Source organism: Nannocystis bainbridge (genome assembly GCF_028368995.1).
GTDB lineage: Bacteria > Myxococcota_A > Polyangia > Nannocystales > Nannocystaceae > Nannocystis > Nannocystis bainbridge.
Window position 1 is genome coordinate 2,480,818 of sequence record NZ_JAQNDL010000003.1, and the last position, 26,355, is coordinate 2,507,172.

Genomic DNA, 26,355 nt, shown 5'->3' on the forward strand with positions numbered 1-26,355 from the left:
CCTGCACCAATCAGCCGCGAGCTCTCACCGCGTCGCCTGTCCCTTCGCACACGCCTTCACCAGCTCGGGCGCCGCCGGCTCGCGGCGCCACCACCCGGCCTCGCCCGGGCGCGTGAACGTGTAGCGCCAGAACTGCACCCGCACGTGCGACGGCCCTTCCAGCAGCGGCGTGGCGAAGAAACCCTGCGCTCGCTCCGGCTCCTCGCACAGCGTCGTCAGCAGCCGGCGCACGTACCCCGGCGGCGCACGTCGAGCCCGCAGCCCGTAGAACCACAGCATGAAGTCGAGCCGCGGCTGATGCGGCGCCACCCACGGCGGAGCCCGATCGAGCGGACCCGGCTTGTAGAACATGCCATACGTCCGCCACGCCCCGGCCTCGAAGCCCGCGAACTCCGGCTCGACGCGCACGCGGGTGATCTGCGCGAACAGGTGATACGCGTTGAACACGTGCCACGGGGCCGCGCACCGCTGCAGCGCCGTCGCCCACCGCCCGGCCCCGGCGCCGAGCTCGACCCGCGCCGTCGCCAGCGACAGCGTCACGTACACCAGCGCGAACGCGGCCACGAGCCCGGCGCGCAGCCGCGGCCACGCCGGCGCGCGCACCTCCTCGCGCGGCAGCAGCACCCGCCCCCACACCGAGCGCCCCGGCAGCCGCGCGTACAGCCACAGTAGGTCCGCGTCGCGCAGCATGAAGAGGTGCAGCGTCAGCGCCAGCCACACGAAGAACCCGTAGTTCGCGGTCGCCAGGTTCAGCGCCTGAAACCCCGTCAGCACCACCAGCGCGATCAGCCGCCCGCGCCGGCCGCAGAACAGCAGCACCGGCGCCACCAGCTCGGCCACCAGCGTCGCCCGGCTCTCGAGCGCGTGCCACCAGCCGGGCAGGTGATGGGCGAACCACGCCACTGGCGTCGGCAGCGGCGCCGTCTCGTAATAATAGGACATGGCGCTGCCGTCCAGCCAATCGCCGAGCGGCGAGCCCCACTTGGCCAGGCCTGACTCGAAGTACAGCTTGAACGCCGCGAACAGCAGCAGCAGGTGCGCCGTCGCCTGCGGCCGGTCGCGCGGCAGCAGCAGCGCCAGCACCCCGCACTCGACCAGCAGGCTGTCCCACTGGAACTGCAGGAACGGCGCGCCGACGCTGACGAACGAGAGATACAGCAGCGTGGCGATCGCCAGCCCCACACGCGGCCACACGCCGACGAGCGCCAGCGCCCCCGCGAGCATGCCGACGGTCGCGGCCCCGCGCAGCGCCGCGTCGCTCGTGCCCCACCACAAGAAGATCGTCGGCGTCGCCAACCACCCGCCCGGGCGCGCGCCCGCGACGGCCTCGGCGATCGGCGACAACCCCCCTGTGCCCAGCAGCGGCGCGATCTGTGCGCGCAGCGATCCGAACGCGATCACGAACACCAGGCCCAGCAACGTGTGAAACAGCCGCGCCACCACCGGACCCGAGTCGGGCGAGACCCAACCGATGCAGCCAGTGGGCGCGGCGCGGTCCGTCACCCTTCGACACTACGAGCCAGGGCCGAGCATGACAACCGCGCGGCTTGACCTGCGCCGCGCTTTCGCGTCACCTTTCGACCATGACGCTTATCCGCACTTCCTTAGACCCCGTCCGCACCTCCCTCTTCGTCGCCCTCGGCCTGCTCGCCGCCTGCGCCCCCGGCAAGAACGAGACCGAGACCGACGCCACCTCGCTGTCCGAGACCGGCGCCACCACCGACACCGGCAACACCAGCTCGGTCACCGAGGCCACCACCGATCCCGGCACCGGCAGCGAGAGCGGCGGCCAGACGACCTCGACCCCGACCACCGAGTCGCCGACCTCGACCACCGGCGTGATGCCGTCGCCGGTCTGCGAGGGCACCGTCACCGAGATCGCGCAAGCCTTCGTCGATCCGCCGACGCCCTCGGGCTTCGTGAAGTGCGACGACGGCGTCATCCACCGCCCCGAGCCGCGCGAGTGCCTGTCGCCGAGCACGCCGAGCACCTGCCCGGCCGACGCGTCGCCCGACGGCGAGTGCCTCACCGACGCCGACTGCACCGGCAAGCCGTTCGGCTCGTGCCAGCTCAACCAGGTGTTCGGCGGCATCCTCGCGCCCGGCGATAGCTGCAGCTGCGTGTTCGGCTGCCAGACCGACAGCGACTGCGACACCGGTGAAGTCTGCCGCTGCGCCGGCGACGGCCTCGGCCTCCACACCGAATGCATCCCCGCGACGTGCATCACCGACGCCGACTGCGACGGCGAGCTGTGCGGCTTCTCGCCCGACATCTGCGAGCCCGGCGTGTTCTCCTCGCACTGCACCACCCCCGCCGACAGCTGCGCCGGCGACGGCGACTGCGACAGCCCGCCGTGCAGCTTCGACGGCAGCGCGTGGGCCTGCGCCAACGCGGCCTGCGGCCGGCCCTTCCTGGTCGACGACGAAGCCGTCACCGCGCCCGCGTGCGCGCGCGACGACTGGCGCGGCCTCGTGCTCGCCCCCGTCGCGCTGCCGCCGACGCGCGCGCGCCTGGCCGCGTACTGGCAGCAGATCGGCCTGTGCGAGCACGCCTCGGTGGCCTCGTTCGCGCGCTTCATCCTGCAGCTGCTGGCCGTCGGCGCGCCGGCCGATCTGGTGGAGGGGGCGCAGCGGGCCCTGGCCGACGAGATCGAGCACGCGCGCCTGTGCTTCGCGCTGGCGAGCCTGTACCAAGGGGCAGGTGTCGGACCGGGCCCGCTGATGGCCGCCGACGCGCTCGGCGAGCTCGACCTCGACGCGGTGGTCGCCGCGGTCATCCGTGAAGCCTGCGTCGGCGAGACGCTGTCGGCGCTCGAGGCCCGCGAGGCGGCCCTGCGCGCCGAGGACCCGGCCCTGCGCCGTCCGCTCGAGCGCATCGCCGCGGACGAGCAGCGCCACGCCGAGCTCGGCTGGAGGTTCGTCCAGTGGGCCCTCGCGCGAGCGAGCGCGGATCAGCGCGCGCGCGCCGAGGCGGTGTTCGCCGCCGCGATCGCCGACGCCGAGGCGACGATCGCCACGCTCGCGGCCCAGCCCGGCGAGCCCGAGCTGCACGCCCACGGGGTCATCGACGCCCCGCTGCGCGCCGCGCTGTGGCGCGAGGGCCTGCGCGAGCTCGTCCGCCCGACGCTCGCCGCCCTCCACCACGCCGCCTGAGTTCTCTCTCGACTTAAAGGGAGAGCAGCGGCGCGCCTCGACGCGCCACTGCGGACTCGCTTACGCGCGCTCTTCCACGCGAGCGAGACCGCAGCGGTGCGCCTCGACGCGCCGCTGCGGACTCGCGCGCTCGTCCGCACGAGCGAGTTCGTCGCGCCGAGCTCGCCCGCACGAGCGCCTTCGCCGCCAGGAACTCGCGCTGAGCGGCTCTGCCTCGCGGCGAAAGTGACAGTGCCCGCCGCCCTCATGCGCACCCGCGCCCGATCCGCTCCTGCTGTCCCACACGCGGCCGGCGACAGCGCCTCCGTGACCGGGTTCCCGGCCGACGCGATCGCTGTCACTTTCTCCCCCGCCGACATCGCCCCGGCGTCCGGGTTCCCGCCGCGGCGCACCTGCTTCGCCCGCGACAACGGCCCCTGACGCAGGTTCCCGGGCGAGTTCGTCGCGTGCTGCCCACACATTTTTTCGCGACCCGAGGAACCGCGACCCCGGGCCTCTGTCTGTAGCCGCGTCGACGGTGCTGCGACGGCGAGGCGGGAGGCGGCTGCGAACCAGCCCATCCGCCGCCGCGACGGACCCCCGCGCGGCGAGACGAGCCTGCTCGTCGAGACAGTACCCAAAGAACATGTCCCTTCGGTCATTTCATTTTGCCGAGAAAGTCAGTGACGCCATGACCATCCGCGACCAGCGTAACGAAGTCAGCTCTGTCAACAACGAGTCCGAGGTGCAGGACGGCGGCCGGGTCGCCGAGGTCGTGGCGATGTACAACGACACCGTCCTCGACGTGCAGCACCTCGGCCAGACCCGCGACGGTCGGCGCAGCGCGCCCAAGTGGCTCGCCGTCGGCGGCGCCCTGGTGCTCGGCGGCCTGGCCCTCTTCGGCCACGACGCCGCCCAGGACTGGGACGGCCACGCCGAGGCCATGAAGGCCGCGGCCGAGGTCAGCGCCCCGGCGCCGAAGGCCCCCGGCACCGGCCTCGGCGGCCTCGGCTTCGGCCTGGCGATGCTCGGCCTGATCCCCTTCGGCGTCGCCGCCATGCGCATGCAGGATCGCTCGCGCACCGCCTACACCCTCGGCGAGGGCCACGACGCCGCCTTCCACGTCGTCGTCCCCGGCCACCGCGATCTCCCGATCGTCCTCGGCGACCGCGAGCACAGCCTGCAGTTCACCGCCGACATGGCCGGCGAGGTCCGGATCGGCGACACCCACGTGACCCTCGCGGAGCTGATCCAAAACGGCCTCGCGCGGCAGGTCGAGGCCGGCGTCTACAGCTACCCGCTGGCCGCCGGCGCCAGGGCGCGGATCCGCTGGCAGGGCCTGACCTTCTTCATCCACTCGGTCGCTCCCGGCCGCGTGATCGCTCGCAAGAGCGAGATCGACAAGCCGTTCTGGTTCCACAACGGCCTGTCCGCCGCCGCGATCGGCAGCCTCATCCTGCTCACGCAGATGATCCCGAACGAGGCCGGCGCGCTGGCGCTGCAGGAGGAGCTCGCGGAGAGCCGCTTCGTCGGCTACCTCGCCCAGCCGAACGAGCAGAAGGACGAGGCGCTCCCGACCGACGAGGAGCAGGCCGACGAGCCCGGCGGCGCGGCCGGCGAGCGCCACGTCGGTGACGAGGGCAAGGCCGGCAAGAAGGAGAGCAAGCAGGTCTCCGGTCGTTACGCCATCAAGGGTCCGCCCTCGGCGGTCCCCAAGCTGGCCCGCGCCTTCGACCCTGACATGGACGCGCGCAACACCGGCGTCCTCGGCCTGATGAAGGCCGACTCGGGTCACTTCATGGCCTCGCCCTTCGGCGACGCCTTCGCCGTCGGCAACGACAGCGACGACGTGTGGGGTCAGCTCGTCGGCAAGGACATCGCCGAGTCCAACGGCGTCGGCGGCCTCGGGCTCGTCGGCTCCGGCCGCGCGGGCGGCGGCACCGGCGAGGGCACGGTGGGCCTGACCTCGGTCGGTCTCATCGGCCACAACCGCCCCGGCGACGGCGAGGGCGGCCTGCGTCGCCGCGTGTCCGGCTTCGACGATCGCAAGGGCCGTACCCCGCAGGTCCTCGCCACCAAGGCCGAGGTCATCGGCGGGCTCGACAAGGACCTCATCCGCCGCGTCGTGCGGGCTCACATCAACGAGGTGCGCTACTGCTACAACCAGGGGCTGGCCAAGGACGCCAACCTCAAGGGCCGCGTCGCCGTCCAGTTCACCATCGGCGGCACCGGCAAGGTCACCTCGGCCGTCGTCGGCGAGACCGACCTCAAGGACCGCGCCGTCGGGTCCTGCATCGCCCAGGCGGTCAAGCGCTGGTCCTTCCCCAAGCCGGCCTCGGGCGGCGCCGCGATCGTGACCTACCCGTTCATCCTCCAGCCCGGCTGACCTTAAAGACAGCCCATGCCCGACCGGGCGGCGCCCTCGCGGCTCCGCCCGGTTTTCTTTTTACTCGAGCCCGTCGTTCAGCCCCGCGTCCGGGTCGCGTCGCAGCTTCAAGATCTTCTCGAGCCGCTCGAACAGATCGATGCGGTCGACCAGGTCGTGGAGATAGTCGAGCTTGTCGGTCTCGATCGTCACCGTCTCCGACAGGTCGTAGCGCGAGAACCACGCGTCGTAGAGCTCCTGCAGCCGCCGCAGATAGGCGGTCGGGATCGCCTGCTCCTCCGGCCGCCCGCGCAGCGCGATCCGCTTGCGCAGCGTCCGCATCGAGCACTTCAAATAGATCATCAGGTCCGGCGGCGGCAGCTGGTGGACGATGGCCTCGTACAGCTCGCGGTAGGTCTGATAGTCGCGCCGCGTCATCTGTTTGCGGCGGTACAGGTTCTCCGCGAAGATCTCCGCGTCCTCGTAGATCGTGCGGTCGCCGATCACCGGCTGCGTGGCCCGGATGAGCTCCTGGTGGATGCGAAACTTCTTGGCCAGGAAGAACACCTGCGAGTGGAACGCCCACCGCGGCATGTCCCCGTAGAAGTCGACCAGGTACGGGTTCTGCTCGTTCGGCTCGAAGTGCGGCGTCAAACGAAACTGCCGCGCGAGGAACGTGACGAGCGTCGACTTGCCGACGCCGATGTTGCCGGCGACGGCCACGAACCTGCGGGGGCGGGCAGCGTTCACCCAGGCCGGGTACCGCGATCGCGTGCCCATGTCGAGTGCGCGAACCCGCGCGATCGCCTCCGCGTGCCGCCGCCGGCCCAGCCGTCGCCCCAACCGCCGCCATCGACTCGTCGGCCCCGCAGATCTGCCACGCCATCGCTCGCAGCGCCGACGTAGCGAGGTGCCCGTCGCATCGACCCTCCGATCGTCCTCAGCGACGAACTCGCCGAGCCACGACTCGCCAGCCGAGCCCACATCCCTCGACTCGCCTCACCGTCCGGGCCCGGGCCATCGGCGGCCGACACGCGACGGCCCGGAGCGGCGCCTCGCTCGATGACGCGCCGGACCCGTTTGTTTTCTCGTATCATCCGCGCCCGCATGCCCGCTGTCGACGACCCTGCCGCGCGCCCGTCCGGGCCCGAGCCATCGGGGTCGTCTGCGCCGGAGCGGCCCGTGCGGCTCGTCTTCGCCGCCCTGCTGATCCTCGCCTTCCATCTCGGGTGGTTCGCCTATTTCGTCCCGCTCGAGGTCTGGTGGACCGACACCCCGATCGCCGGCGTCGACTTCGAGACTCACGTCGGCCAGACCTGGCGCTTCATCGAGGCCATGGACGGCTGGGGTCACAGCTGGATGTACGACCCGCGGCTGCTCGCCGGCTACTTGCAGGGCGTCATCTTCGACGCCGACAACAAGGGCTGGGAGGTCTGGACCTGGCTCTTGAGCCATGCTGGTCTGTCCGCCGGGTTCGCCTTCAACCTGTTCGCCGCCCTCGCCCACCTCGGCGTGCTGCCGGTCGTCTACGCCTCCGCGCGGCTGTTCGACCTCACGCGCCGCGGCGCCTTGCTCGCCGCCGGCCTCGCCTCGGCGCTGTGGTTCTTCGACTCCTTCTCGCACTGGTGCTGGTGGATCGGCATGGTCGCCTACGCCTTCTGCGCCTACCTCGCGCTGCTGCCGCTGGCGCTGTTCTACCGCTGGACCCGCGAGCGCAAGCCGTGGCAGGGCGTCGCCGCCGGGCTCACCCTCGGCCTCGCCCACCTCGTCCACCCCTACACCTTCGTCATCCTGGTCGCGCCGATGCTCGCGCTGTGGCTCCGCGAGCTGCGTCGCCTCGGCGCGCGCGGCCACTTCGCCGTGCTGGCGATGGTCGTCTTCACCCTCGTGCTCAACACCTGGTGGCTCGCCGTCGCCGCCCGCTTCTGGCACTACATCCTCGACTCCGGCTTCTTCGGTCAGTCGGGCCCGCAGTGGCTGCTCGCCGACTACCTCGGCCTCGTGCTCGACACCGCCACCTCCGGCCTGCTCGGCACCCGCACCGGCTTCCGCTTCCTCGTCCTCGGCGCCGCGCTGGTCGGCCTGTGGCGCTGGCGACGGGCCCGCGACCCGCGGACCTTGCCGCTGGCGACCGCGGTGGTGGCGATGCTCCTGCTCGCCTACGCCGCCGGTTACATCTGGCTCTTCAGACAGATCCAGCCGTACCGCCACGTCCTCCCGCTCGCCTTCCTCGCCGTCATCCCCGCCGCCGCCGCGCTCGAGTCGACCCGCCTGCGCGCGCTGTGGCGCGAGCTGACCCCGCCCGCGCGCCTGCTGACGTTCGCCCTCGCCCTGCCGGCCGGCCAGCTGCTGCTGCGCGACATCCTCTACTTCACGCCCGCGCACCTGCCCGAGGTCGCCCCGCTGTACAGCGGCGAGAAGGTCCTGCTGGCCGCCAGCGGCTACCCGGCGCACCCGGACTACCGGCTGTTCGCCGCCCGGCCCGAGCACGGCGAGATGACGAAGTGGGTCCGCGAGGTCGACGACGGCCAGAGCCGCTTCCTGGTCGAAGAGCCAGCCGTGGGCGAGCGGCTGCACTGGCAGACCGACGCCCAGATCATCGGCGGCTTCCGCTTCCGCAACCTCGAGCACAGCATGGCCAACCTCTACCGGCGCCACAAGTTCGGGGTCGCCGGCGAGGACCAACTGCGCACCTACTTCGAGACCTACGCGGTGCGCTGGGTGATCGTCACCAGCAACGCGACCTGGTGGAACCAGCGGCCCGACCTGCTCGTACCGGCCGGCAAGGTCGGCCACCACCGGATCTTCCGCACCACGATCGAGCCGCACCTGATCCAGCAAGGCGGCGGCACGGTGGTCGCGGGGCCCAACCTGCTCCGCGTCACCGGCAGCGACCCGAACATCGACCTCGTGCTGCGCTTCCACTGGATGGAGTACCTGGTCTGTGAGCCAGGTTGCGAGCTCCGGCGCGAGAAGATCGACGACCTCGACCACGTCGGCTTCATCCGCGTGCCCGCGCCGCACCCCGCCGACCTCGACATCGTCAATCGCTACGGAGAGGCCCCATGATCGCGGCGCTGCGGATCCTCTTCAACGTCGCGCTGTACCGGCTGCGGCGGCTCGAGATGGCCAACATGGGCGGCGCGCTGCTCATCATGCTCGCGCTGCGCTTGTCGCCGCTCGACGTCGTGGTCCGGCTCGGCTTCGCCTTTTTGCTCAACCTGCTCGTCTACCTCAACAACGACTACCTCGACCTGCCGACCGACCTGCGCTCGCCCGAGCGCGACGACGCCAACACCCGCTACCTCCGCGACCACCGGCGCGCGGCCCTCGGCGCCCAGCTCGGCCTGGTCGGCGCGCTGCTGGTCGTCGCCTTCGCCTGGGACCTCGGCCTGCTCATCCCGCTGGTCGTCGGCGGCGGCGTGTGCTGGCTGTACTCGGCGCGGCTCAAGCACGTCGCCGGGGCCGACATCGCCGCGATGATGGTGTGGGGCGCAGCGATGTTGACGGTCGCGTTCCCGCCGACGCACGCGCTCGGGTGGGCGCTGGCCGGCCTGCTCGCGCTCGACTCGGCGGTGTTCGAGACGATCCAGGTCATCCGCGACCACGACGCCGACCGCGACACCGGCGTGCGCACGACCGCCGTCGCGCTCGGCGTCCCGCGCACCCTCGCGCTCGCGCGCGGCCTGCTGGTCCTCGGCGCTGGCGCCGCCGCGCTGGCGATCCACCCGCTCGTCGCCCTGCCGCCGTTGATCGGCGTCACCCTGCCGCTCGGTCGCCCGGAGCGCTACTGGAACCTCATCCGCGTGCTCCTCGGCGTCGCCTTCTTGTTCGCCGCCGGGTGGGTCTACGTCCACGGCGCGACCGCGGGTCTGCTGGTCCGCTGCGCCCTGGACGGCTGTACGGCGTCACCTGGCCTTTCGGCCATGTCGCAATAATCGTGTGGCGAGCGGTCGCCTTCCGCCGACATCTGGGGCCGCCCTGCTCCATTTTCCGACCTAGGGTGTGTAAAATCTCCTGAAGGTTTTTCGTTGAACTGGACGACCCCGTCCCATATGCTGAACAGCGCTTCAGTCTAGCGAAGTTTTGTCGGAGCGGCCGCACATGTCCCAAGAAGCACGTTATGACACCCACTTCTCGAGCCCCGCGGACGTCGAGGAGTTCGTCTCGGTCCTCGAGCGGTTCGAGCGCGGCGAGATCTCGTCGGAGGACTTTCGCACCTTCCGCCTGAAGCGCGGCGTCTACGGGCAGCGGCAGATGGAAGTGAACATGCTGCGGGTCAAGTTCCCCGGCGGCATCATGAGCGCGGCCCAGCTGCGGACCGCGGCTGGCGTGGCCCGCGAGTACACGCAGTTCCACAAGGGCCACATCACCACCCGGCAGAACATCCAGTTCCACTTCGTCAAGCTGGCCGACATGCCCGAGGTCATGGGCCGCTTCGACGTCACCGGCGCGACCACCCGCGAGGCCTGCGGCAACACCGTCCGCAACGTCACCGGCTGCCCGTACGCCGGCGTCAGCGGCACCGAGGCCTACGACATCACCCCGTACATGCACGCGCTCGTGCGCATGTGCCTGCGCGAGGAGTGGGCCAACAACCTGCCGCGCAAGTTCAAGATGGCCTTCGAGGGCTGCACCCACGAAGACCACGCGCAGACGGCGATCAACGACGTCGGCTTCCGCGCCAAGAACAAGGACGGCGTGCGCGGCTTCGAGGTGTTCGTCGCCGGCGGCCTGTCGACCAGCCCGCGCCCGGCCTATCGCCTCCACGACTTCATCCCGGCCGACGAGATGCTGGCGCGGACCGAGGCGATCATCCGCGTGTTCGACAAGCACGGCAACCGCAAGAACCGCGCCCGCGCCCGCCTCAAGTACGTCATGAAGGCGCTGGGCGAGGCGGGCTTCGTCGCCGCCTACGAGGAGGAGGTCGCCAAGCTGGTGGCCGCCGGCACGCTGCAGCGGCCGATCGAGCTGCCGCCCGAGGAGACCGCGCCGGCGTGGAACGACCGCGCCCTGGCCGGCCCGCGCGCCAGCGACGACGACCCGCAGTACAAGGAGTGGCTGCGCACCGTCGACCCGCAGAAGCAGCCGGGCTTCGCCGCCGTGACGATCAAGCTCGACCGCGGCGACATCGCGGCCGACCAGTTCGACCAGCTCGCCGAGCTCGCCGAGACCTTCACCGACGGCACCCTGCGCGCCGGCAACCGCCAGAACCTCATCGTCCGGTGGGTCCGCACCGAGTACCTGCCGCACCTGTTCGTCGCGCTGCAGCAGATCGGCGTCGCCGACCTCGGCTCCAACACGATCCACGACGTCGTCAGCTGCCCGGGCGCCGACAGCTGCAACCTCGCCGTCACCCACAGCATGAGCCTGGCCAAGCACCTGACCCGCTTCCTCAAGAACGCGGGCCAGTCGGCGGACAGCGTCGAGCTCGCGCGCACCGCCGACATCAAGATCTCCGGCTGCCCCAACTCGTGCGGCCAGCACCACGTGGCGGCGATCGGCTTCCACGGCACCGTGCGCCACGTCGGCGACGGCAAGCAGGTCCCCGAGTACCAGCTCCACCTCGGCGGCGGCTTCGACGCTGACGGCGTCCAGTTCGGCCGTCACATCGTCAAGATCCCCGCGCGCCGGGCCGGCGAGGCCCTCCTGCGCCTGCTCGACCTCTACCGCGACGAGCGCGAGGACGGCGAGGAGGCCCGCGCCTTCTTCCGTCGCGTCGCCAAGGAGGACGTCGTCGCGGCGCTCGGCGACGCCCTGCTCGACAGCCAGTTCACCAACCTGCGCGAGGACGACGTGTTCGACCTCGGCCAGGAGCGCACCTTCGACGTGGCCATCGGCCGCGGCGAATGTGCCGCCTGAGTTCGCCCCCCCCGCTCCGCACCGACCGACCAAACTGGCGACAGGCTCCCGGGCCTGTCGCTTTTTTATGTCCCGACACCGCCGCGCGGAGTCACATGTCCATCCGGACATGTCCTCGAAGACAGCAATGAACGCTCACTCGATGTCGAGCGGCGGCTCGACCTGCACCGGCGCCGACCACGGCTCGGGCGGCGGCGGGGCCAGCCAGCCGAACAGCTCGCGCTGCGGCGGGTACCTCCGCGGCAGCCGGCGCTCCAGCTCGCTCGCGCAGAACTCGACCGACGCGTCGGAGTAGGCGAACACCACCGCCTTGTCGAAGCAATAGGCGAGCGCCTGCGTGGCGAGGTCTTCGTCCGGCCGCGTGTAGTCGCGGAGCGCCCCGCAGTAGGCCTTGATCGCCTGCTCGGAGCCGAGGCCGCGGGGCACCTCGGCGGCCAGCAGCGTATCGACCTGCGCCTGCGCGACCACGGCCACCCGGGCCGCCGCCGCGAACCCGCCGCGAGCGCTGCGCCTGAGCTGCGCGACCTTCTCGTAGCGGCGGGTCAGGTCGTTGGCCTGCTCGCGGGCCTTCCCCCAGTAGTCGAGGAAGCGCCGCCGCGAATCCTCGTTCTTGCGCCTCTGCTCGGCGTACTTCTTGCGGTCGCGTGGGTCCGCCGAATATTGAAGGATCTCCTCGACCGTGAAGTTCATGTCCGCGGGCGGTCGCACTGTCAGCGCCGCCTCGAGCTCGCGGTCGGCGATCAGCAGCTCCGCCAGGTCGAGCGCCTCGCCGACCTTCAGCCGCAGCCATGGGTCCTCGACCGGCGGCAGCGCCTGGCCGAGCTCGACCACCTGTTGCAGCCGCCGCTGCGCCGACTCGGCCAGCTTGCGATCGCGCGGGTGCACGGTCACCGCCTGCGCCGCCGGCCCGGCGCACGTCAGCGTCGGCGGCTTGCCGCGCTTCGGCGTATCGATCGGCGCCGGCTTCGAGGTCACGCACAGGTCCATAAGCCCGCCCTGCTGCTTGCAGGAGCGCCGCCACTCGATCGCCGCGTACGTCACCTCGGCGACGATCCGCCGCCCCGGGCCGCCCTTGCTGCCGTGGCGCGTGAGGTAGTCGAGCGCGTGCTTCTGTCGCGCCTGGTCGTCGGGCAAGGTCTTCGGCAGCAGGTCGGCGCGGGCCCAGTGGACGATCGCGCTGCGCAGCGGGTCCTTGGCGCCGTAGAGCTTCTCGACCTTCTCGAACAGCGCCAGCGCGCGCGCGTCCTGCCCGAGCTGCGCGCGCAGCAGGCCGGCCTCCTGCAGCAGTTCGCTCGCCTCGGCCTCGCCGGGGTAACGCTCGGCGAACCGCTCCATCGCCGCCGCCGCCCGCTCGAACGCCAGCGTCGCCCGCAGGTGACGCACCAGCGCCAGCAGGGCCACGCGAGCCACCGGCAGCCCGGGGAACTTCTCGATCAGCCGCTCGCGCGTCGCCACCATCGCGTCGTACTCGCCCGCGGCCTCGTGACAGCGCGCCGCGTACTCGAGCGCCTCGGCGGCCCGCTCGTGACGGTCGCCGAGCCGCGCCGCCAGCTGCTCGAGCTGCTCGGCGCAGGCACGCCCGCGGGCCGGGTCACCGGTCTGCGCGGTCGCTACCCCGTCTTGAAGGATCTGCGCGTCGGTCGGTGACAGCGGCTCGCCCGGGGCCATCGCCGCCAGCACGCCGACGCCCACGCCCAGGCAACGCAGCCATGAGCTCCAGCGCCTCGCCATCGCCCCTCAACGCCGGCGGCGCCGCGCCAGCAGCACCAATCCGGCGAGCAGCCACGAGCTGTCTCGAAGGACAGGTTGACCCGAAGCGCAGGAGCAGCCGCGCTCGGCCAGCTCGCCGCCGTCGGCCCCGGCGCTGTCGTCGTCGCCGCTGTCGTCCCCGCCGTCGCTGCTGCTGCCCGGATCGCTCGGCCCCGGGGGCTCGGGCTGCGGCTGCGGCTGCGGCTGCGGCTCGGGCTGCGGTGGCGGCGGTTCGGGCTCGGGTTGCGGCGGCGGCGGCTCGGGCTCGGGTTGCGGCGGCGGCGGTTCAGGCTCGGGCTCCGGCTCCGGCTCCGGCTCGGGATCAGGCCCGGGGAACGGTCCCTGGCCGAACGGCTCGCCGCACATGGCGCTCCAGCCCCCTGTCAGCGTCGTCGAGCAGCCGTCGCCCCACGTGCTCTGCGGGTCCATCAATTCGCCCGGGAACCCGCCGCAGTTGGCCGTCGGCGTCCAGTTGCCGTCGATGTCGAAGCACGGCGAAAGATCGACCCCCGCCGCTTGCTCGAGCCAGGCCATGTGCGGCCAGAACATCTCGTAGACCGTCCCGAACCCGCACACTTCCTCGTTGGGGCCCGGCGGCGGATCGTCGAGGTGCAGCGTCGAGGCTGCGCCGAGCAGGCGCCACGTGCCGTCGCCCAGGCGCAGGTACGCCGGCCCGCCCGAGTCGCCGAAGCACCCCCCGTGGTCGGGCCCGACCATGATGATGTCGTTGCCGTCGAGCGACACCTCGATGACGCTCTGCTGCGTGAACCGCTTGGTGCCCCCGCCGATCGGCTGCGGGTTGCCCTCTCCGTCGAGCACGGCATTGGTCGCGCCGAAGCCGACGATCGTGACCTCCGAGCCCACCAGCGGCGCGATCTCGCAGCCCATGATGAGCGGCACCATCGGCACCCCGAGCACCGCCTGCTCGAGCGTGCAGAACGCGAGGTCGTTGACCAGCGCGCCCGGGTCCCACTGCGGATGCGTGAAACACTCGGCGACCGGCACCTGGCGCACCGGCGCTGCGACGTCCTCCCCGAACATCACGCTTCCGGGCACGGCCCACGACAGCAGCGGGTCCATGCAGTGCGCCGCGAACACGACGACGTTGGGATGGACCAGCGAGCCGGTGCAGAAGAAGCCCTCGGTGTCGCGGTCGAGCATCGCCACCGCGCTCGGGAAGTCGCACTCGCCCGCGACCTCACCGTTGAAGATCGGCTGCGGCCGCGAGCTCGGGGCGGCCAACTCGAAGGCCGACGCCTGACCCGTAACCAGCGCCACGAGCCCGCCGACCGCCACCGCCGCGAATGCACGCATGCGGCCGAGGCTCCCATTCCGGCCGGCCGCGCGCAAGCGTGAACGGGTATCATCGCGCGCGTGTACGCCCCCCTCCTCGCGCTCGGACTCGCTGCCGCAGCCCCCGAGTCGGTCACGAGCCGCGACCGGGCCGCGCAGACGCCCGACCCCGACCAACCTCTCGTCGACACGACCGACGCACCAGCGTCACCGCCGGAGATCGAGCCGGCGACGTCGACCCCCGTCAGCGCGAGCGACGAACCCGTCACGACCGAACCCGCCGCACCGCCCGTAGCGATCGAGCCCGCCACACCCGCGCCCCCCGTCGCAGCTGCACCGCCGCCGCCGCCCGCAGACCCGCGCCCGCGCTGGTGGGGCCCCGACCCGCGCCCGAAGGTCAGCGGCTACGGCGGCCCCGCCCTGCGCCTGTCCGGCCTCAACGGAGCCTTCGCGGCCTTCGTCGGGCTCGAGGGCGGCATCAACATCCTCCAGCGCGTGACGATCGGCGCCTCGCTGCAGTGGCTGCTCAACCCCGTCGACGCCGGCCCGTTCTCCCGCGGCGCCGCGACCCGGATCAACATCAACTACGGCGGCCTCGTGGTCGACGTCGCCTACGTCCGCGGCAAGCGGGTCGCCGGCACCGTCGGCGGCCTGCTCGGCGGCGGCGGCGGCTGCGTGCAGAACCCCGAGAACGGCCGCTGCGCCGACCGGACCGCCTTCTTCGTCGGTGAGCCGCGCGCCGGCCTGCGCGTGGTCCTGGCCCCGATCGTCCGCCTCCACCTCGCGCTCGGCTACCGCCTGGTCGCCGCCCGCACCTGGACCGGCCCGGCCAACCTCGGCGGCCCGACAGGCACGATCACGCTCGAGTTCGGCTGGTTCTGAAGGCATGTCCTCGAGGACATTTCTTTAAAGAAATGTACTCGAGAACATTTCCCTACGAACATGTCCTCTCAGACTTGTCCACGGACGGGCGCTCCGTGGTGAGCATCGATCTCTCGCCCGATCTACCCGCTGCACACACGTCAGTCTGCAGGAAAGGCGCGACCAGGCTCCGATCCCGGTCGACGCGGACCGCCGCGATCACCAGGCGGGTCGAGCTGCGGCCGCTCGCGCATGCACCACGTGGCCCGGAGCACGACCTCGCAGCGGCCGCTGCCTGGCCACTCGCCTCACGCCCCGGCCTGGCTGGCGTAGAGCTCGCGGGCCTCGGCCCGCTGCAGCTCGCCGCCGATCGTGCGCGGCAGGGCGCCCACCGGCACCTGGACCAGCGCGGCGACGCGGAGCCCGAGCGCTGCCTGGATCCGTCGGCGCAGCGTCGCGGCCATGGTGTTGAACACCGCCCGGTCGACCGCGCGGCCCTCTGCCACCACCACCAGCTCGTCGCTGAGCTTGCCCGGCCGCGCCAGCGCGACCACCTGGCCCGCGCAGATCCCCGGCACCCGCGCTGCCTCGCGCTCGATCGGCTGCGGATCGTAGCTACAGCCCTGGACCACGATCACGTCGATCGCCTCCGCTCCGGTTTGCTCGCCGCGGGCGAACGCCACCTCGCCTGCCCCGTCCTCGCCGCGGAAGCGCCACACGATCACCCCGCCCGCCGGCGCCAGCGTCGAGCCGGGCTCCGCGTGCGCCGGTGACAGCGGCGTGCGCCGCTCCCTGCCGATGCTCCACGGCCCGCTCGGCGCGCGCACGACCGGCCTCGCGCTCCCGGACATGTCCTCTTCGCCATGTCTCATCGACCAGCCGATCGGCTGCGCCGGCGACACCGTGGGACGCGACATGTCCTTTACGCCAGGTCCGCGGCTCGCCGCCGTTGGCGTCGAAACGCCCGTCTCGCCGGGCCCGCGGCTCGTCGTCGTCGGCGCCGACATGTCCTTTACGCCATGTCCCATCGCACCGCCGCTCGAGGCCCCCGCGCTGGCCGTCTCGGCCGCGGTCGCCGACATGCTCGCCTCCACCGCCACCGTCGCCGCACGGACCTCCGCCTGCGCCGTGTCCTCCGCTCGGGGCTCCGTCCCCTCGCCCGTCGCCGCCAGCTTGCGAACCACCGGCACCTCGTCGTGGGCCAGCACGCGCACCCCTGGGAGTTGGGCCCGCTTGTCGGCCCGCAGGAGCGTCGGCCGCTCCGCGATCGTGATCGTCGCTCCGAGCTGATCGACGAGCCGCAGCCAGCGGCCCGCGTCGAGGCGATCCGGGCGGGCGATCACGAACGGCAAACGCGCTCGCAGCGGCGCCAGCACCCCGGAGACGAGGCCGCGATCGAGGCCCACCCACGACAGCAGCTTGTCGCTCGCCTGCGTCTCGCCGAGCGCCGCCTCGGCCGCTTCGGCCAGCGTCGCGTGGGTGTAGCTGGTCGCCTGTGCCGCTCCCGTGCGGTCCATCGTGCACGCGACCAGCGCCAGATCGTCATCTTTAAAACTCGCCGGGTTGGCCAGGAACACCGGGCCCAGCGGGTGCTCGCCGAGATCGTCGACCGCCACCTCGCGCAGCTCTCCGAGCAGCGGCATCGACCCTCGCACGGACGGCCGGATCACCCGCTGCGCCTCGCTCGCGCGCATCACCTCCATCACACCGGCGCGCCACACCTCCGCCGTCTGGCCGTGCGGATCGGTGAGCACCACCGGCACCAGCCCTGCGCGCAGCGCCCCCAGCGTCGCGACGACCAGGTACTCCGGGTCGGGTGCAGCGATCGCCACTCGCTCGCCGCGTCGGACCCCGCGCGACACCAGCCGGGCCGCGAAGCCCTCGACCGCCACCACCAGCTCACCGTAGCTGCGGGTCCGCGTCGCCCCGTCGTCGCCGACGATCACGAGGCCGGGGAGAGCGCACCCGCGGAGAGCCACGAGCGAATGAACCAGAGTCGCCACGCTTCATTGTGCGACATGACGGGCCGACTCGGATGATCGCCGCGCATACAACCATCACAATCGTCATGGAGCCGCGGCTCCTCGGTCCCCCGACGAAGAACTGCGCCCCCCGCCGATCCGGGTGATCGCCTCGAGGTCGCACTGCCGTGGACACAGGCGGCGGAACCGCCGCCCGACGACGACGACGACGACCTCGACGCCTCGACCCGCGCTGCCGTGGCTGCACCTGCACCTCTCGCCCGACGCCGATCACCGCGACGACCGGCTCGCCCGATCGCTGCGCCGGCGCCGCGAAATCAGCCGTGGGATCGGCACGATCGCTGAGCCTGCCCCCTATGGCGTCGTGTATGCCGCTCTGCGAGCCCGCGGCGTCGACCTCGTCGAAGGCCCTGATCAGCACTTGCAGGCGATGGAGTTCGATCGGCTCGCGGCGCATCGGGTTCACACCGACCAGCCTAGACATCACCGATCTCGCTGAGGTTCGAGGCCGCGGCGACCTGCCTCGCGCAAGCATATCGACTGGCGCCACCGCGTCGCCGGCCCGATCGCCGCGCCGCGCAGCCGGTTTCACTCCCGCCACCCGGCGATCGTGCGGACGCTCGCTGCTCTCCGACAACCCCGTCACCGGCACCTGCTGTCCGCCGAGACATGCCCTTGAGGACATCCTCTTGAGAACCGCGGCGCCGGCGCATCCGGGCGAGAATCACTTTTGAAAGATCGCCTCCCTGGGGTCCGGGGTCGTCACTCCTTGCGACCGCAGGGTCCAGCGACCTCACACCTATCCCTTAACACATGTCTTCTTGAACATGTCTCATGGAACATCGACGTCATCCAGGTAAAACTGCCCCGACTTCACCAGCACCGCTCGTCCCGTGATCAGCACCCGGTCGCCGGCCAGCTCGCACGTCAGCTCGCCGCTGCGGCGCGACACCTGGCGGGCCCGCAGCCGCTGCTTGCCCAGGCGGTCCGCCCACAGCGGCGTCAGCGTGCAGTGGGCCGAGCCCGTCACCGGGTCTTCGGGGATCCCCTGCGCCGGCGCGAAGCAGCGCGACACGAAGTCGACATCCGCGTCGGGCTCGCCGCCGGGCGCCGTGGCGATCACCGCGAACACATCGGGCAGGCGCAGCATCGCCGCGAAGTCGGGGCGCAGCGCCCGGACCTCCGCCGCGCTGGTGAACACCGCCACCAGGTCGCGCGCCACCAGCACCTCCGCGGGCCGGCGGCCGAGCGCCGCGAATAAACCTTCGGACATGTCCCCGGGGACAGCCGGACGCGACAGCAGGTCGAGCGTGAACGCCTCGCCGGTGCGGGTCACCGTGAGCGGGCCTGACATCGTCCAGAAGCGCAGCCGGTCCGGCGCGTCCGCGCGCACGTGCGAGTGGACGAACGCCGCGGCCAGGGTCGCATGACCACACAGATCGACCTCGACCTCCGGGGTGAACCAGCGCAGGTCGAAGTCGTCCGTGCCGGGGCGCGGCGCGTAGAAGGCCGTCTCGGACAGCGCGTTCTCGGCCGCGATCTGCTGCAGCAGCGCATCGGGCAGCCACGCCTGCAGGGGGCACACGGCGGCAGGGTTGCCGGCGAAGCGGCGGCTCGTGAACGCGTCGACGTGGAAGCAGGCGATCTCGGTCACGCGGGTCAATCTACCGGAGCGCTGACGGACCGTCATACTGAGGAAGTGGAATCCCGTTCGCCCATGCGGATCGCCGTCGAGTCGCTCGCCGAGGCTCGCGCCGCCGCCGGCAGCGGCGACCTCGAGCGCGGCCTCGACCTCGTCGACGACGGCCTCGCGGCTCTCGGGCCGCACTACCAGCGCTCCGGGCTCATCGACGACTCGGGGCTCAAGCTGACCCTCGCCGCGGTGCGTCGGCGCCAGGGCGACGCCGCCGGCGCGTTCGCGGCGATGGAGCGCGTGCTCGAGGATCGCATCGCCACCTACGAGGGCCGCAGCGGGGACGTCTCCTGATCGCCGCCTCGCGGCATCTGTGCTGTCATCGCCGCATGTCCGCCGCGCCGCCGTCCCCGAAGCGCTCGCGCCTGTCCATCGCCTCGGCCACGCTCGCGACGATCCCGTTGCTCGCGTTCGGCATGCGGCTCGCGCTCGCCGAGCTCGCCGCCATCTCCAGCTCGAGCATCACCGGCAACATCCTCTCGTCGACCTTCGAGCTCAGCCTGCTGTGCGTCCCGCTGGCCCTGCCCATCGGCCTGGCCGCGCTGTGGCGTCACGCCGGCGGCCCCTCGCGCCCGGGCATCGGCCTCGCGCTACTCGGCACGCTGCTGTCCGGCGCCGAGTTGGTGCTGCTGTTCATGATCGCCAACGCCGAGTTCTGAGGCGACCTCGGCTCGCGCCTCACCGCGCCTCGAAGCAGTCGCGGCCCGACGCGCAGCTCTCGGGCACGCTGAGGCCCCCGTCGGGGCCCGTCACGAATTGCGTGCGCAGGCAGTGGTAGTGGCTCGACCGGCTGGTGCTGAACGCGTCGGGCGTCTCGCGCCCGTACACGTGCATCGCCTTGGTCCGCAGGTGGCGGCAAACGGGCTGGTCGGGGTCGAACACGCGCAGAAACGTCGGCATGGCGGGCTCGCTTTCTCTCACTCTGGCAGCGGCACCCCGGCGACCCGGTGCAGCACCTCGCGGAGCAGCCCCTGGGTCAGCGGGATCTTGTAGGCGTTGTCGCGCAGCGGCTTCGCCCCGGCCAGCGCCGCCTTCGCCGCCTCGGCGAACAGCGCCTCGCTCGCGGGCTTGCCCTCGAGCACGGCCTCGGCCTCGCGGCTGCGCCAGGGGATCGGCGCCACGTGGCCGAGGGCCACGCGCACGTCCTTCATCACACCTGACTCGAGGGACATCCTGACCGCCGCCTCCGCGAGCGGCCAGTCGTGCGACTGCTTCTCCTTGACCGCCGCGTAGCCCGAGCGCTGCCCGGGCGACGGCTTCGGCAGCAGCGCCCGCACCAGCACCTCGCCCGGCTGCAGCGCGTGCTCTCGCTTCGCGTCCTGCTTCGGCGTCACGAACAGCTCGGCCAGCGCCAGCGTCCGCGGCTCCGGCCCGCGGATCTCCACCTGCGCGTCGAGGGCCGTCAGCGCGCACGCCAGCGTCGAAGGGTGCACGATGAAGCTCGGACCGCCGCCGAGGATCGCGTGGAATTTGTTCTCGCCGCCGACCGCCAGGCAGGCCGAGCCGCCCTTCTTCAGGCACACCAGGTCGGCGTGGCGGAAGTACCAGCAGCGCGGCCGCTGCAGCAGGTTGCCGCCGAGCGTCGCCGCGTTGCGGATCGTCGGCGTCGCCGCCGAGCCGGCCGCCTCGCGCAGCGCCACGTGGGCCTCGCCGAGGCCCTCGTGGGCCGCCAGCTGCGCCAGCGTCACCAGGGCGCCGATCTGCACGCCCTCGCCGTCGGGCCCGAGCGCGCGCATCACCTCGCGGTCCGCCTCGCCCAGCCAGCGCAGCTCGATCAGCCGGGCCGGCGCGTCGAGGCCCTCCTTCATGCGGTCGATCAGATCGATCCCCCCGGCCCGCAGCGCGCTGTCCTGCGGGCGCGCGCGCGCCAGGTCACCGGCGTCGACCAGGGTCTTGGGGCGGCTCAGCACGAACGGTTGCATGGTCTTTCCATCATGGTTGAAAGGACATGTCCCGAAGGTAACCTCGGAGGTCGGCCCTCAGCTGGCCCCGCGGGTCGGCACCGCGCCGAGCGCCGCGAGCACGCGGTCCGGGGTGAGCGGGAGGTCGCGGACGGCCACGCCGAGCGCGTCATGGACGGCGCAGGCGATCGCGGCCGCGGTCGGGATCGTCGACGGCTCGCCGATGCCGATCGCCCCGGTGTTGTTGGCGCCGGTGTCGACCGGCGTGAACACCACGTCGATCTCGCGCGGCACGTCGCGCACGCCGGCGATCTTGTAGCTCTCGAGGTTGGGGTTCAGCATCACCCCGCGCACGCGGTCCATGATCCGCTGCTCGGTCAGCGCGTAGCTGGTGCCGAGGATCACCCCGCCCTGCACCTGCGAGCGGGCCGTCAGCGGGTTCATCACCTTGCCGCAGTCGTGGATCGCCAGCACCCGCTCGACCGCGACCACGCCGGTCCAGGTGTCGACGCGGACCTCGGCGAACTGGACCCCGGCGATCTGGTAGCTGCTGCCGCCCATGAACTTGACCGGGTAGGCGCCGTAGGTGTCGGGCCGCGTGCCGGTGGCGACGACCGCCTCGCCCTCGATCTTCTTGCACAGCTCGGCCCACGCGATCGCCTTGGTGCCGGCGCGGACCTGGCCTTCGGACCAGGTCAACTCCTCCGGCTTGCGCCCGAGCTGCTTGGCCGCCAGCGCCGTCAGCTGGGTCTTGACCGCCTCGGCCGCGGCGCGGACCGCCGGGGTCACGCTGGCCGTGGTGACGCTGCCGCCGCTGCCGACCGACGGCCCGAGCTCGCTGTCGCCGAGGCGCACGCGGACCGCCTCGACCGGGCGCTGCAGCACCTCGGCGACCACCTGCGCGACCACGGTGGTGATGCCGCCGCCGATGTCCTGCAGGCCGTTCTTGACCTCGACGCTGCCGTCGCGGGCCACGCTGACGGTGGCGACGACCGCCTTGCCGCGGCCGAAGTCGCCCCAGATCGACGCGGCCACGCCGAAGCCGCGGCGCACCCGGGTCTGCCTGGTGCGCAGCGCCGCCGCCTGCTTGCGCCCGGCGTCCCAGCCGAACTGCTTGCGCCCGAGCTCGAACTGATGCCGCCGCACCGGGTGCTCGTCGTGCTGCAGGCGCAGGTCGAGCGGGTCGAGCTTCAGCTTGGCCGCCAGCTCGTCGAGCGCCAGCTCGAGCGCGAACGCCCCCTGCGGGTGCCCCGGCGCGCGCATGGCCGTGGCCGGCCCGCCGTGGGTGAACACGTCGTGGCTCTCGACCAGGATGTTGGGGCAGCGCGAGTAGATGCCGAACGCGTTGCGCCCGACCCCCGCGCCGGTGCCGATGCCCGCGGTCCCGTGGGCCTGGACGTGGATCGCCGTCAGCTTGCCGTCGGCGCCGGCCCCGAGCTTGACGCGCTGGCGCGAGTCGGGGCGGTTGCCGGTGCACAGGTGCTCCTCCTTGCGATCGAGCAGCAGCCGCACCGGCGCGCCGGCCTTGCGCGCGAGCTCGCCGGCGATGAAGCCCATGCGCGAGCCCGGGGCCGAGGCGCCGAACTTGGCCCCGAAGCCGCCGCCGAGGAAATCGGTGTGCACGCGCACGTCGGCCGGCTTGAGCTCGAACACCTCGGCGAACTCGTCGCGCACGCTGAAGATGCCCTGCGTCGAGCACCACACCGTGGCCTGCTTGGGCCCGTCCCACTGCACGACGATGCTGTGGGTCTCGAGCGCCGAGTGCGTGTGCACCTGCGTGGTGTACGTCGCCTCGTGCGAGACCTTGGCCATGCGCAGGCCCTTGTGCGCGTCGCCCTTCTTCATCGACGGCGTGGTGCGGACGTTGCCGCGCTGGCCCGCGCTGCCGCCCGCGCCCGGCTCGTCGCCCTCGGTGCTGCGCTCCTGGACCTTGCCGCGGTGGACCTGCGGCGCGCCGTCCTGCATCGCCGCCGCGGTGTCGACCACGAACGGCTCCGGCTTGTACGTGACAGCGATCGCCCGCAGCGCCGCCTCGGCCTGCTCCGGCGTCTTCGCGGCCACGGCGGCGACGTCCTGACCGGCGAAGATCACCCGCTCGCCCGGCTTGACCAGAGCCAGCGCCGCGCTCACCCCGGGCTGCGCCCGCGCCGGCTCGACGTCGATCGCCTCGACCACCGCGCACGGGTGCGGGCTGCGCAGCACCGCCGCCCACAGCGCGTTGGTCGGCACGATGTCGTGGGTGTACTTGGCCGCGCCCGAGACCTTGAGCGGCGCCTCGACCCGCGGGTGCGGCTTGCCGATCACCTGCAGCTCGCTGCGTGCGTCCCACGGCTTCGGCTCGCCCGCCGGCAGCTGCACCTCGATGTCGCGCAGCTGGTCGGCGAACCCGACCCTGAGCGTTACCTTGCGATCGTCCGGCACGGCTACGCGCTCCCTTTCGCGGCGTCGAGCACCGCCGCCACGACGTTGGGGTAGGTCCCGCAGCGGCACAGGTTGCCGGCGATCGCGGCCTCGACGTCCTCGCGCGCCAGCTGCTGCCCGCGCGACCGCTCGAGCAGGCCCTGGCACGACATCAACATGCCCGAGGTGCAGAACCCGCACTGCAGCGCGTCATGGCGGATGAACGCCTGCTGCAGCACCGACAGCTTGCCGCCGCTCGCGAGGCCCTCGACCGTCGCCACGGTCGCGCCGGCGACGTCGTGCGCCAGCGTCATGCAGCTGTTGCGCGCGACCCCGTCGATCAGCACGGTGCAGGCCCCGCAGGCCCCGCGGTCGCACACCACCTTGGTGCCGGTGAACCGCAGCTGCTCGCGCAGCGCCGCCAGCAAGGTGACGTGCGGCGCGACCTCGAGGGTGCGCGCCTCGCCGTTGAGCGTGAAGCTGACCGGCGCGGGCCCCGGCCCGAACGCGGCCTCGCCGTGCCCCGGCCCGGCGGCGTCGCCGTGCTCCTCGGTGGTGGTGGGCGGCCGCTCGCCCGGCTTGCAGCCGGCGATCAGTCCCGCGGTGCCGATGCCGCGGAAGAGGCCGCGACGGGTAATGCCAGCCCGATCGGACATCAGGCCCACGGTACCACGCCGCCCGGGCCGCGTATACTCCCGCCTGCTGCATGCAGAACGACCCCTCGCTGCAACCTCTGAAGCCGCTGCTCGATGCCCTGGCGTTCACCACCGAGTTCGGCCGTGAGCTCGGCGAGCTGGCGCCGACCGAGGCGCTGCGGGCCGGCCTGTCTCTCGGGACATCCACGCCGCTGCCGCCGGCCGACGACCGCGTCCGCGCCGCCGTGCGTGACCTGCTGCGCAAGGCCGGCTTCAAGCCGACCGGGCGCTCCAAACCAGCCTCGGAGTACCTGCTCAAGGCGGCCGGCGACGGCTCGCTCGGCAGCATCAACGCCGCGGTCGACGCCTGCAACGTCGCCTCGCTCCACAGCGGCCTGCCGATCAGCGTCGTCGACCTCGACCGCGCGACCGCCCCGCTGGCGCTCGGCGTGCCGGCGCCGGGCACCAGCTACGTGTTCAACGCCAGCGGCCAGGTCATCGACATCGGCGGCCTGGTGTCGCTGCTCGACGCCGAGGGCCCGTGCGCCGGCCCGGTCAAGGACTCGCAGCGGACCAAGACCCACCCCGGCACCCGCCGCACCCTCTCGATCGTGTGGGGCACCACCCAGCTGCCCGGCCTCGCCGCCGCCACCGCCGCGTTCTACCGCGAGCTGCTGCACGGCCTCGGCGCGACCACCGAGACGGTCACGTTCGAGTAGCCTCTCGGGACATGTCCTGTAGAGCATGCCCTCACGGACATGCTCTTGAGAGCATGCCCCTCAGGGCACCTGGATCCCCTGCACCCCGGCGAGCACCGTCAGCTCGGCCTCGGTCTCGACCCCGGAAGTCTCGGCCTCGATGGTGTCGACGATGCGGAAGCGAGCCCGCATCTCGGTGCGAGTGAGGTCGATCGTGACGTAGCCGCGCGAGTGGGCGTTGAAGTATTTAATTTGGGGGATCGTGCTGACGAGCTGCTCGATGGTCTCGGGCGGGACGTCGGTCTCCGAGCTCGAGGTGATCGAGGTGGTGACGATCTCGACCGCGACCACCGGCGCGTTGGTGTCGCCCGCGGTGGCGTTGAGGTCGGCCATGCCGCCGACGTGCAGGTCGCCGGCCAGGATCACCACGTTGCCCAGCTCCTCGGCGGCGAGGAAATCGAGCATGCGCTGGCGCGCCTTCGGGTAGCCGTCCCACTGGTCCCAGTTGATGAGCAGCCCGCTGAAGTCGACCTTTGAAAACACGATCTGCTGGGCGATGAGCTTCCAGATCGCCGGCGACGCCACCAGCCCCGCGGTCAACCACGCCTCCTGCTCCGGCCCGAGCATGTCGCCGTCCTCGGTCTCGAGCTCGCCGCAGTCCTCGCCCGGGTCGTCCATGCAAAGCTGGTCGGTGCGGTACTGGCGGGTGTCGAGCAGGAACAGCTCGGCCAGGTCGCCCCATGCGAAGCTGCGGTAGATCGTCAGCCCCTCCGGCGTCGGCGGGGCCACGCGGATCGGCATGTGCTCGTAGAAGGCCTGGTAGGCGGCGGTCCTGCGGGCCAGGAATTCGGGATCGTCGACCGCCGAGATGTCGGCCACGTAGTTGTTGTCGACCTCGTGGTCGTCCCAGATCACCGCCCACGGGAACCGGTGGTGCGCCGCCTGCAGCTGGGTGTCGCCGCGGTACAGCGCGTAGCGATTGCGATAGTCGAGCAGCGTGCGGCACTCCTCGCTCATGTGCGAGCGCACCGGGCCGCTGTCGCCGTTCTCGTAGATGTAGTCGCCGAGGAACAGCACCAGGTCGAGCTCCTCGGCGGCCAGGTGAGCGTAGGCGGTGTAGTAACCGGTGGTGAACCGCTGGCAGCTTGCCGAGGCCAGGCGCAGCCGCTCGGGCGCGCTGTCCGGGGCCGGCAGGGTGCGCGTGCGGCCGACCGGGCTGGTGAATTCGCCGACGTGGAAGCGATAGAAGTACCAGCGGTCGGGCTCCAGGCCGGACGCGTCGACGTGCAACGAGTGGGCGAAGGTCGGGTCGGCGATCGCCTCGCCGCTGGCGACGATGTCGGCGAACGCGTCGTCGGTGGCGACCTCCCATGCGACCGCGAACGCGACTTCGGGCATGCCGCCGCCAGTCCGCGGATCGGGCGCGAGGCGGGTCCAGAGGATCACGCGATCGGCGAGCGGATCTCCCGACGCGACCCCGAGCGTGAACGGCGGCCCCGGCAGCGCCGGCTCGCCGGTGGTGCCGGTCGTCGTCGGCGCGCTCGTCGTCGGCTCGCCCGCAGTGGTGCTGCCGCCGGTGGTCGAGCTGCTGTGCCCGCCGGTGCCCTCGGTGCCCCCGGCGACCCCGCCGCACGCGCTCGCCGAGGCCGCGGCGACCACCTGCCACAGGAATTCACGGCGCGTCGGCGCGGTGCGAGGTCGCGGGCGGGGCGGGCGCGGCGGAGAGCTCATGCGCCGCCAGGATAGCGGAACGCGCGCCCCGCCGGTCCCGGGCGCGTCGCGGCC

At 72.2% G+C, this 26,355-nt stretch carries 20 protein-coding genes; 9 read left to right on the plus strand and 11 right to left on the minus strand.

The window, feature by feature from the left end; genetic code table 11:
• Window positions 1-24 precede the first annotated feature (24 nt).
• The gene (locus POL25_RS35080; RefSeq protein ID WP_272090681.1) at window positions 25-1,503 is read right to left on the minus strand and encodes a lipase maturation factor family protein; all 1,479 of its coding nucleotides are present in this window, start codon (window positions 1,501-1,503) and stop codon (window positions 25-27) included.
• Window positions 1,504-1,583: 80 nt separating this feature from the next.
• Between POL25_RS35080 and POL25_RS35085 the strand changes: the two genes are divergently transcribed.
• Window positions 1,584-3,152: a ferritin-like domain-containing protein gene (locus POL25_RS35085; RefSeq protein ID WP_272090682.1), complete on the plus strand. Its 1,569-nt coding sequence runs from the start codon at window positions 1,584-1,586 to the stop codon at window positions 3,150-3,152.
• Between the two features lie 670 nt (window positions 3,153-3,822).
• A complete protein-coding gene (locus POL25_RS35090; protein WP_272090683.1) occupies window positions 3,823-5,517 on the plus strand; it encodes an AgmX/PglI C-terminal domain-containing protein in 1,695 nt (564 codons plus the stop codon).
• 60 nt (window positions 5,518-5,577) lie between these two features.
• Here POL25_RS35090 and POL25_RS35095 read toward each other — a convergent pair whose 3' ends face one another.
• Complete coding sequence (locus POL25_RS35095) at window positions 5,578-6,246, minus strand: deoxynucleoside kinase (RefSeq protein WP_272090684.1); 669 nt, start codon at window positions 6,244-6,246, stop codon at window positions 5,578-5,580.
• Window positions 6,247-6,678: 432 nt separating this feature from the next.
• Here POL25_RS35095 and POL25_RS35100 point away from each other — a divergent pair, with 432 nt between their 5' ends.
• The 3 genes from POL25_RS35100 to POL25_RS35110 all read left to right on the plus strand — a co-directional run bounded on the left by POL25_RS35100 (window position 6,679) and on the right by POL25_RS35110 (window position 11,358).
• Window positions 6,679-8,565, plus strand: a complete 1,887-nt coding sequence (locus tag POL25_RS35100) for a glycosyltransferase family 87 protein (RefSeq protein WP_272090685.1) — start codon at window positions 6,679-6,681, stop codon at window positions 8,563-8,565.
• On the plus strand, window positions 8,562-9,434 hold the full coding sequence (locus POL25_RS35105) for a UbiA family prenyltransferase (RefSeq protein ID WP_272090687.1): 873 nt from the start codon (window positions 8,562-8,564) through the stop codon (window positions 9,432-9,434). The genes POL25_RS35100 and POL25_RS35105 overlap by 4 nt, the downstream gene beginning before the upstream one ends.
• Before the next feature lie 166 nt (window positions 9,435-9,600).
• Entirely contained in the window at window positions 9,601-11,358 is a 1,758-nt protein-coding gene (locus POL25_RS35110) for a nitrite/sulfite reductase (protein WP_272090689.1), read from the plus strand.
• 135 nt (window positions 11,359-11,493) lie between these two features.
• Here POL25_RS35110 and POL25_RS35115 read toward each other — a convergent pair whose 3' ends face one another.
• Entirely contained in the window at window positions 11,494-13,089 is a 1,596-nt protein-coding gene (locus POL25_RS35115; protein WP_272090690.1) for a tetratricopeptide repeat protein, read from the minus strand.
• 6 nt (window positions 13,090-13,095) lie between these two features.
• Window positions 13,096-14,421 carry a S1 family peptidase gene (locus POL25_RS35120; RefSeq protein ID WP_272090692.1) on the minus strand — a complete coding sequence of 442 codons (1,326 nt, stop codon included), beginning with the start codon at window positions 14,419-14,421 and terminating at the stop codon, window positions 13,096-13,098.
• 60 nt (window positions 14,422-14,481) lie between these two features.
• On the opposite strand from POL25_RS35120, the gene POL25_RS35125 reads away from it, so the two are divergent.
• A complete protein-coding gene (locus POL25_RS35125; protein ID WP_272090694.1) occupies window positions 14,482-15,282 on the plus strand; it encodes a hypothetical protein in 801 nt (266 codons plus the stop codon).
• 287 nt (window positions 15,283-15,569) lie between these two features.
• Here POL25_RS35125 and POL25_RS35130 read toward each other — a convergent pair whose 3' ends face one another.
• Together POL25_RS35130 and POL25_RS35135 are read right to left on the minus strand one after the other, a co-directional pair.
• Window positions 15,570-17,240, minus strand: a complete 1,671-nt coding sequence (locus POL25_RS35130; RefSeq protein ID WP_272090696.1) for an AMP-binding protein — start codon at window positions 17,238-17,240, stop codon at window positions 15,570-15,572.
• An 835-nt stretch (window positions 17,241-18,075) separates the two neighbouring features.
• On the minus strand, window positions 18,076-18,897 hold the full coding sequence (locus POL25_RS35135; protein WP_272090698.1) for a PhzF family phenazine biosynthesis protein: 822 nt from the start codon (window positions 18,895-18,897) through the stop codon (window positions 18,076-18,078).
• A gap of 63 nt (window positions 18,898-18,960) precedes the next feature.
• Here POL25_RS35135 and POL25_RS35140 point away from each other — a divergent pair, with 63 nt between their 5' ends.
• Entirely contained in the window at window positions 18,961-19,230 is a 270-nt protein-coding gene (locus POL25_RS35140) for a hypothetical protein (RefSeq protein WP_272090700.1), read from the plus strand.
• A 35-nt stretch (window positions 19,231-19,265) separates the two neighbouring features.
• The gene (locus tag POL25_RS35145) at window positions 19,266-19,595 is read left to right on the plus strand and encodes a hypothetical protein (RefSeq protein ID WP_272090701.1); all 330 of its coding nucleotides are present in this window, start codon (window positions 19,266-19,268) and stop codon (window positions 19,593-19,595) included.
• 19 nt (window positions 19,596-19,614) lie between these two features.
• Here POL25_RS35145 and POL25_RS35150 read toward each other — a convergent pair whose 3' ends face one another.
• From POL25_RS35150 to POL25_RS35165, 4 genes are read right to left on the minus strand one after another with little or no spacing between them, the layout of a single operon-like run.
• Window positions 19,615-19,836, minus strand: a complete 222-nt coding sequence (locus POL25_RS35150) for a hypothetical protein (protein ID WP_272090703.1) — start codon at window positions 19,834-19,836, stop codon at window positions 19,615-19,617.
• Between the two features lie 17 nt (window positions 19,837-19,853).
• Window positions 19,854-20,858, minus strand: coding sequence for an FAD binding domain-containing protein (locus POL25_RS35155; RefSeq protein ID WP_272090705.1), 1,005 nt, complete (start codon window positions 20,856-20,858; stop codon window positions 19,854-19,856).
• Between the two features lie 57 nt (window positions 20,859-20,915).
• Window positions 20,916-23,258, minus strand: coding sequence for a xanthine dehydrogenase family protein molybdopterin-binding subunit (locus POL25_RS35160; protein WP_272090707.1), 2,343 nt, complete (start codon window positions 23,256-23,258; stop codon window positions 20,916-20,918).
• A 2-nt stretch (window positions 23,259-23,260) separates the two neighbouring features.
• On the minus strand, window positions 23,261-23,893 hold the full coding sequence (locus POL25_RS35165) for a (2Fe-2S)-binding protein (protein WP_272090709.1): 633 nt from the start codon (window positions 23,891-23,893) through the stop codon (window positions 23,261-23,263).
• Between the two features lie 50 nt (window positions 23,894-23,943).
• On the opposite strand from POL25_RS35165, the gene POL25_RS35170 reads away from it, so the two are divergent.
• A complete protein-coding gene (locus tag POL25_RS35170) occupies window positions 23,944-24,591 on the plus strand; it encodes a hypothetical protein (protein ID WP_272090712.1) in 648 nt (215 codons plus the stop codon).
• 60 nt (window positions 24,592-24,651) lie between these two features.
• Here the strand turns inward: POL25_RS35170 and POL25_RS35175 are convergent, their stop codons facing one another.
• Window positions 24,652-26,301 (minus strand): alkaline phosphatase D family protein, encoded by a 1,650-nt coding sequence (locus POL25_RS35175; RefSeq protein ID WP_272090714.1) that lies wholly within the window; start codon window positions 26,299-26,301, stop codon window positions 24,652-24,654.
• Window positions 26,302-26,355 lie beyond the last annotated feature (54 nt).

Excerpts from the sequence above, each read along its gene's own strand:
- POL25_RS35085 (WP_272090682.1), top strand. The coding sequence starts at position 1,584 with ATGACGCTTATCCGCACTTCCTTAGACCCCGTCCGCACCTCCCTCTTC.
- POL25_RS35090 (WP_272090683.1), top strand. The coding sequence starts at position 3,823 with ATGACCATCCGCGACCAGCGTAACGAAGTCAGCTCTGTCAACAACGAG.
- POL25_RS35105 (WP_272090687.1), top strand. The coding sequence starts at position 8,562 with ATGATCGCGGCGCTGCGGATCCTCTTCAACGTCGCGCTGTACCGGCTG.
- POL25_RS35110 (WP_272090689.1), top strand. The coding sequence starts at position 9,601 with ATGTCCCAAGAAGCACGTTATGACACCCACTTCTCGAGCCCCGCGGAC.
- POL25_RS35115 (WP_272090690.1), bottom strand. The coding sequence starts at position 13,089 with ATGGCGAGGCGCTGGAGCTCATGGCTGCGTTGCCTGGGCGTGGGCGTC.
- POL25_RS35120 (WP_272090692.1), bottom strand. The coding sequence starts at position 14,421 with ATGCGTGCATTCGCGGCGGTGGCGGTCGGCGGGCTCGTGGCGCTGGTT.
- POL25_RS35140 (WP_272090700.1), top strand. The coding sequence starts at position 18,961 with ATGCGGATCGCCGTCGAGTCGCTCGCCGAGGCTCGCGCCGCCGCCGGC.
- POL25_RS35145 (WP_272090701.1), top strand. The coding sequence starts at position 19,266 with ATGTCCGCCGCGCCGCCGTCCCCGAAGCGCTCGCGCCTGTCCATCGCC.
- POL25_RS35150 (WP_272090703.1), bottom strand. The coding sequence starts at position 19,836 with ATGCCGACGTTTCTGCGCGTGTTCGACCCCGACCAGCCCGTTTGCCGC.
- POL25_RS35155 (WP_272090705.1), bottom strand. The coding sequence starts at position 20,858 with ATGCAACCGTTCGTGCTGAGCCGCCCCAAGACCCTGGTCGACGCCGGT.
- POL25_RS35165 (WP_272090709.1), bottom strand. The coding sequence starts at position 23,893 with ATGTCCGATCGGGCTGGCATTACCCGTCGCGGCCTCTTCCGCGGCATC.
- POL25_RS35170 (WP_272090712.1), top strand. The coding sequence starts at position 23,944 with ATGCAGAACGACCCCTCGCTGCAACCTCTGAAGCCGCTGCTCGATGCC.
- POL25_RS35175 (WP_272090714.1), bottom strand. The coding sequence starts at position 26,301 with ATGAGCTCTCCGCCGCGCCCGCCCCGCCCGCGACCTCGCACCGCGCCG.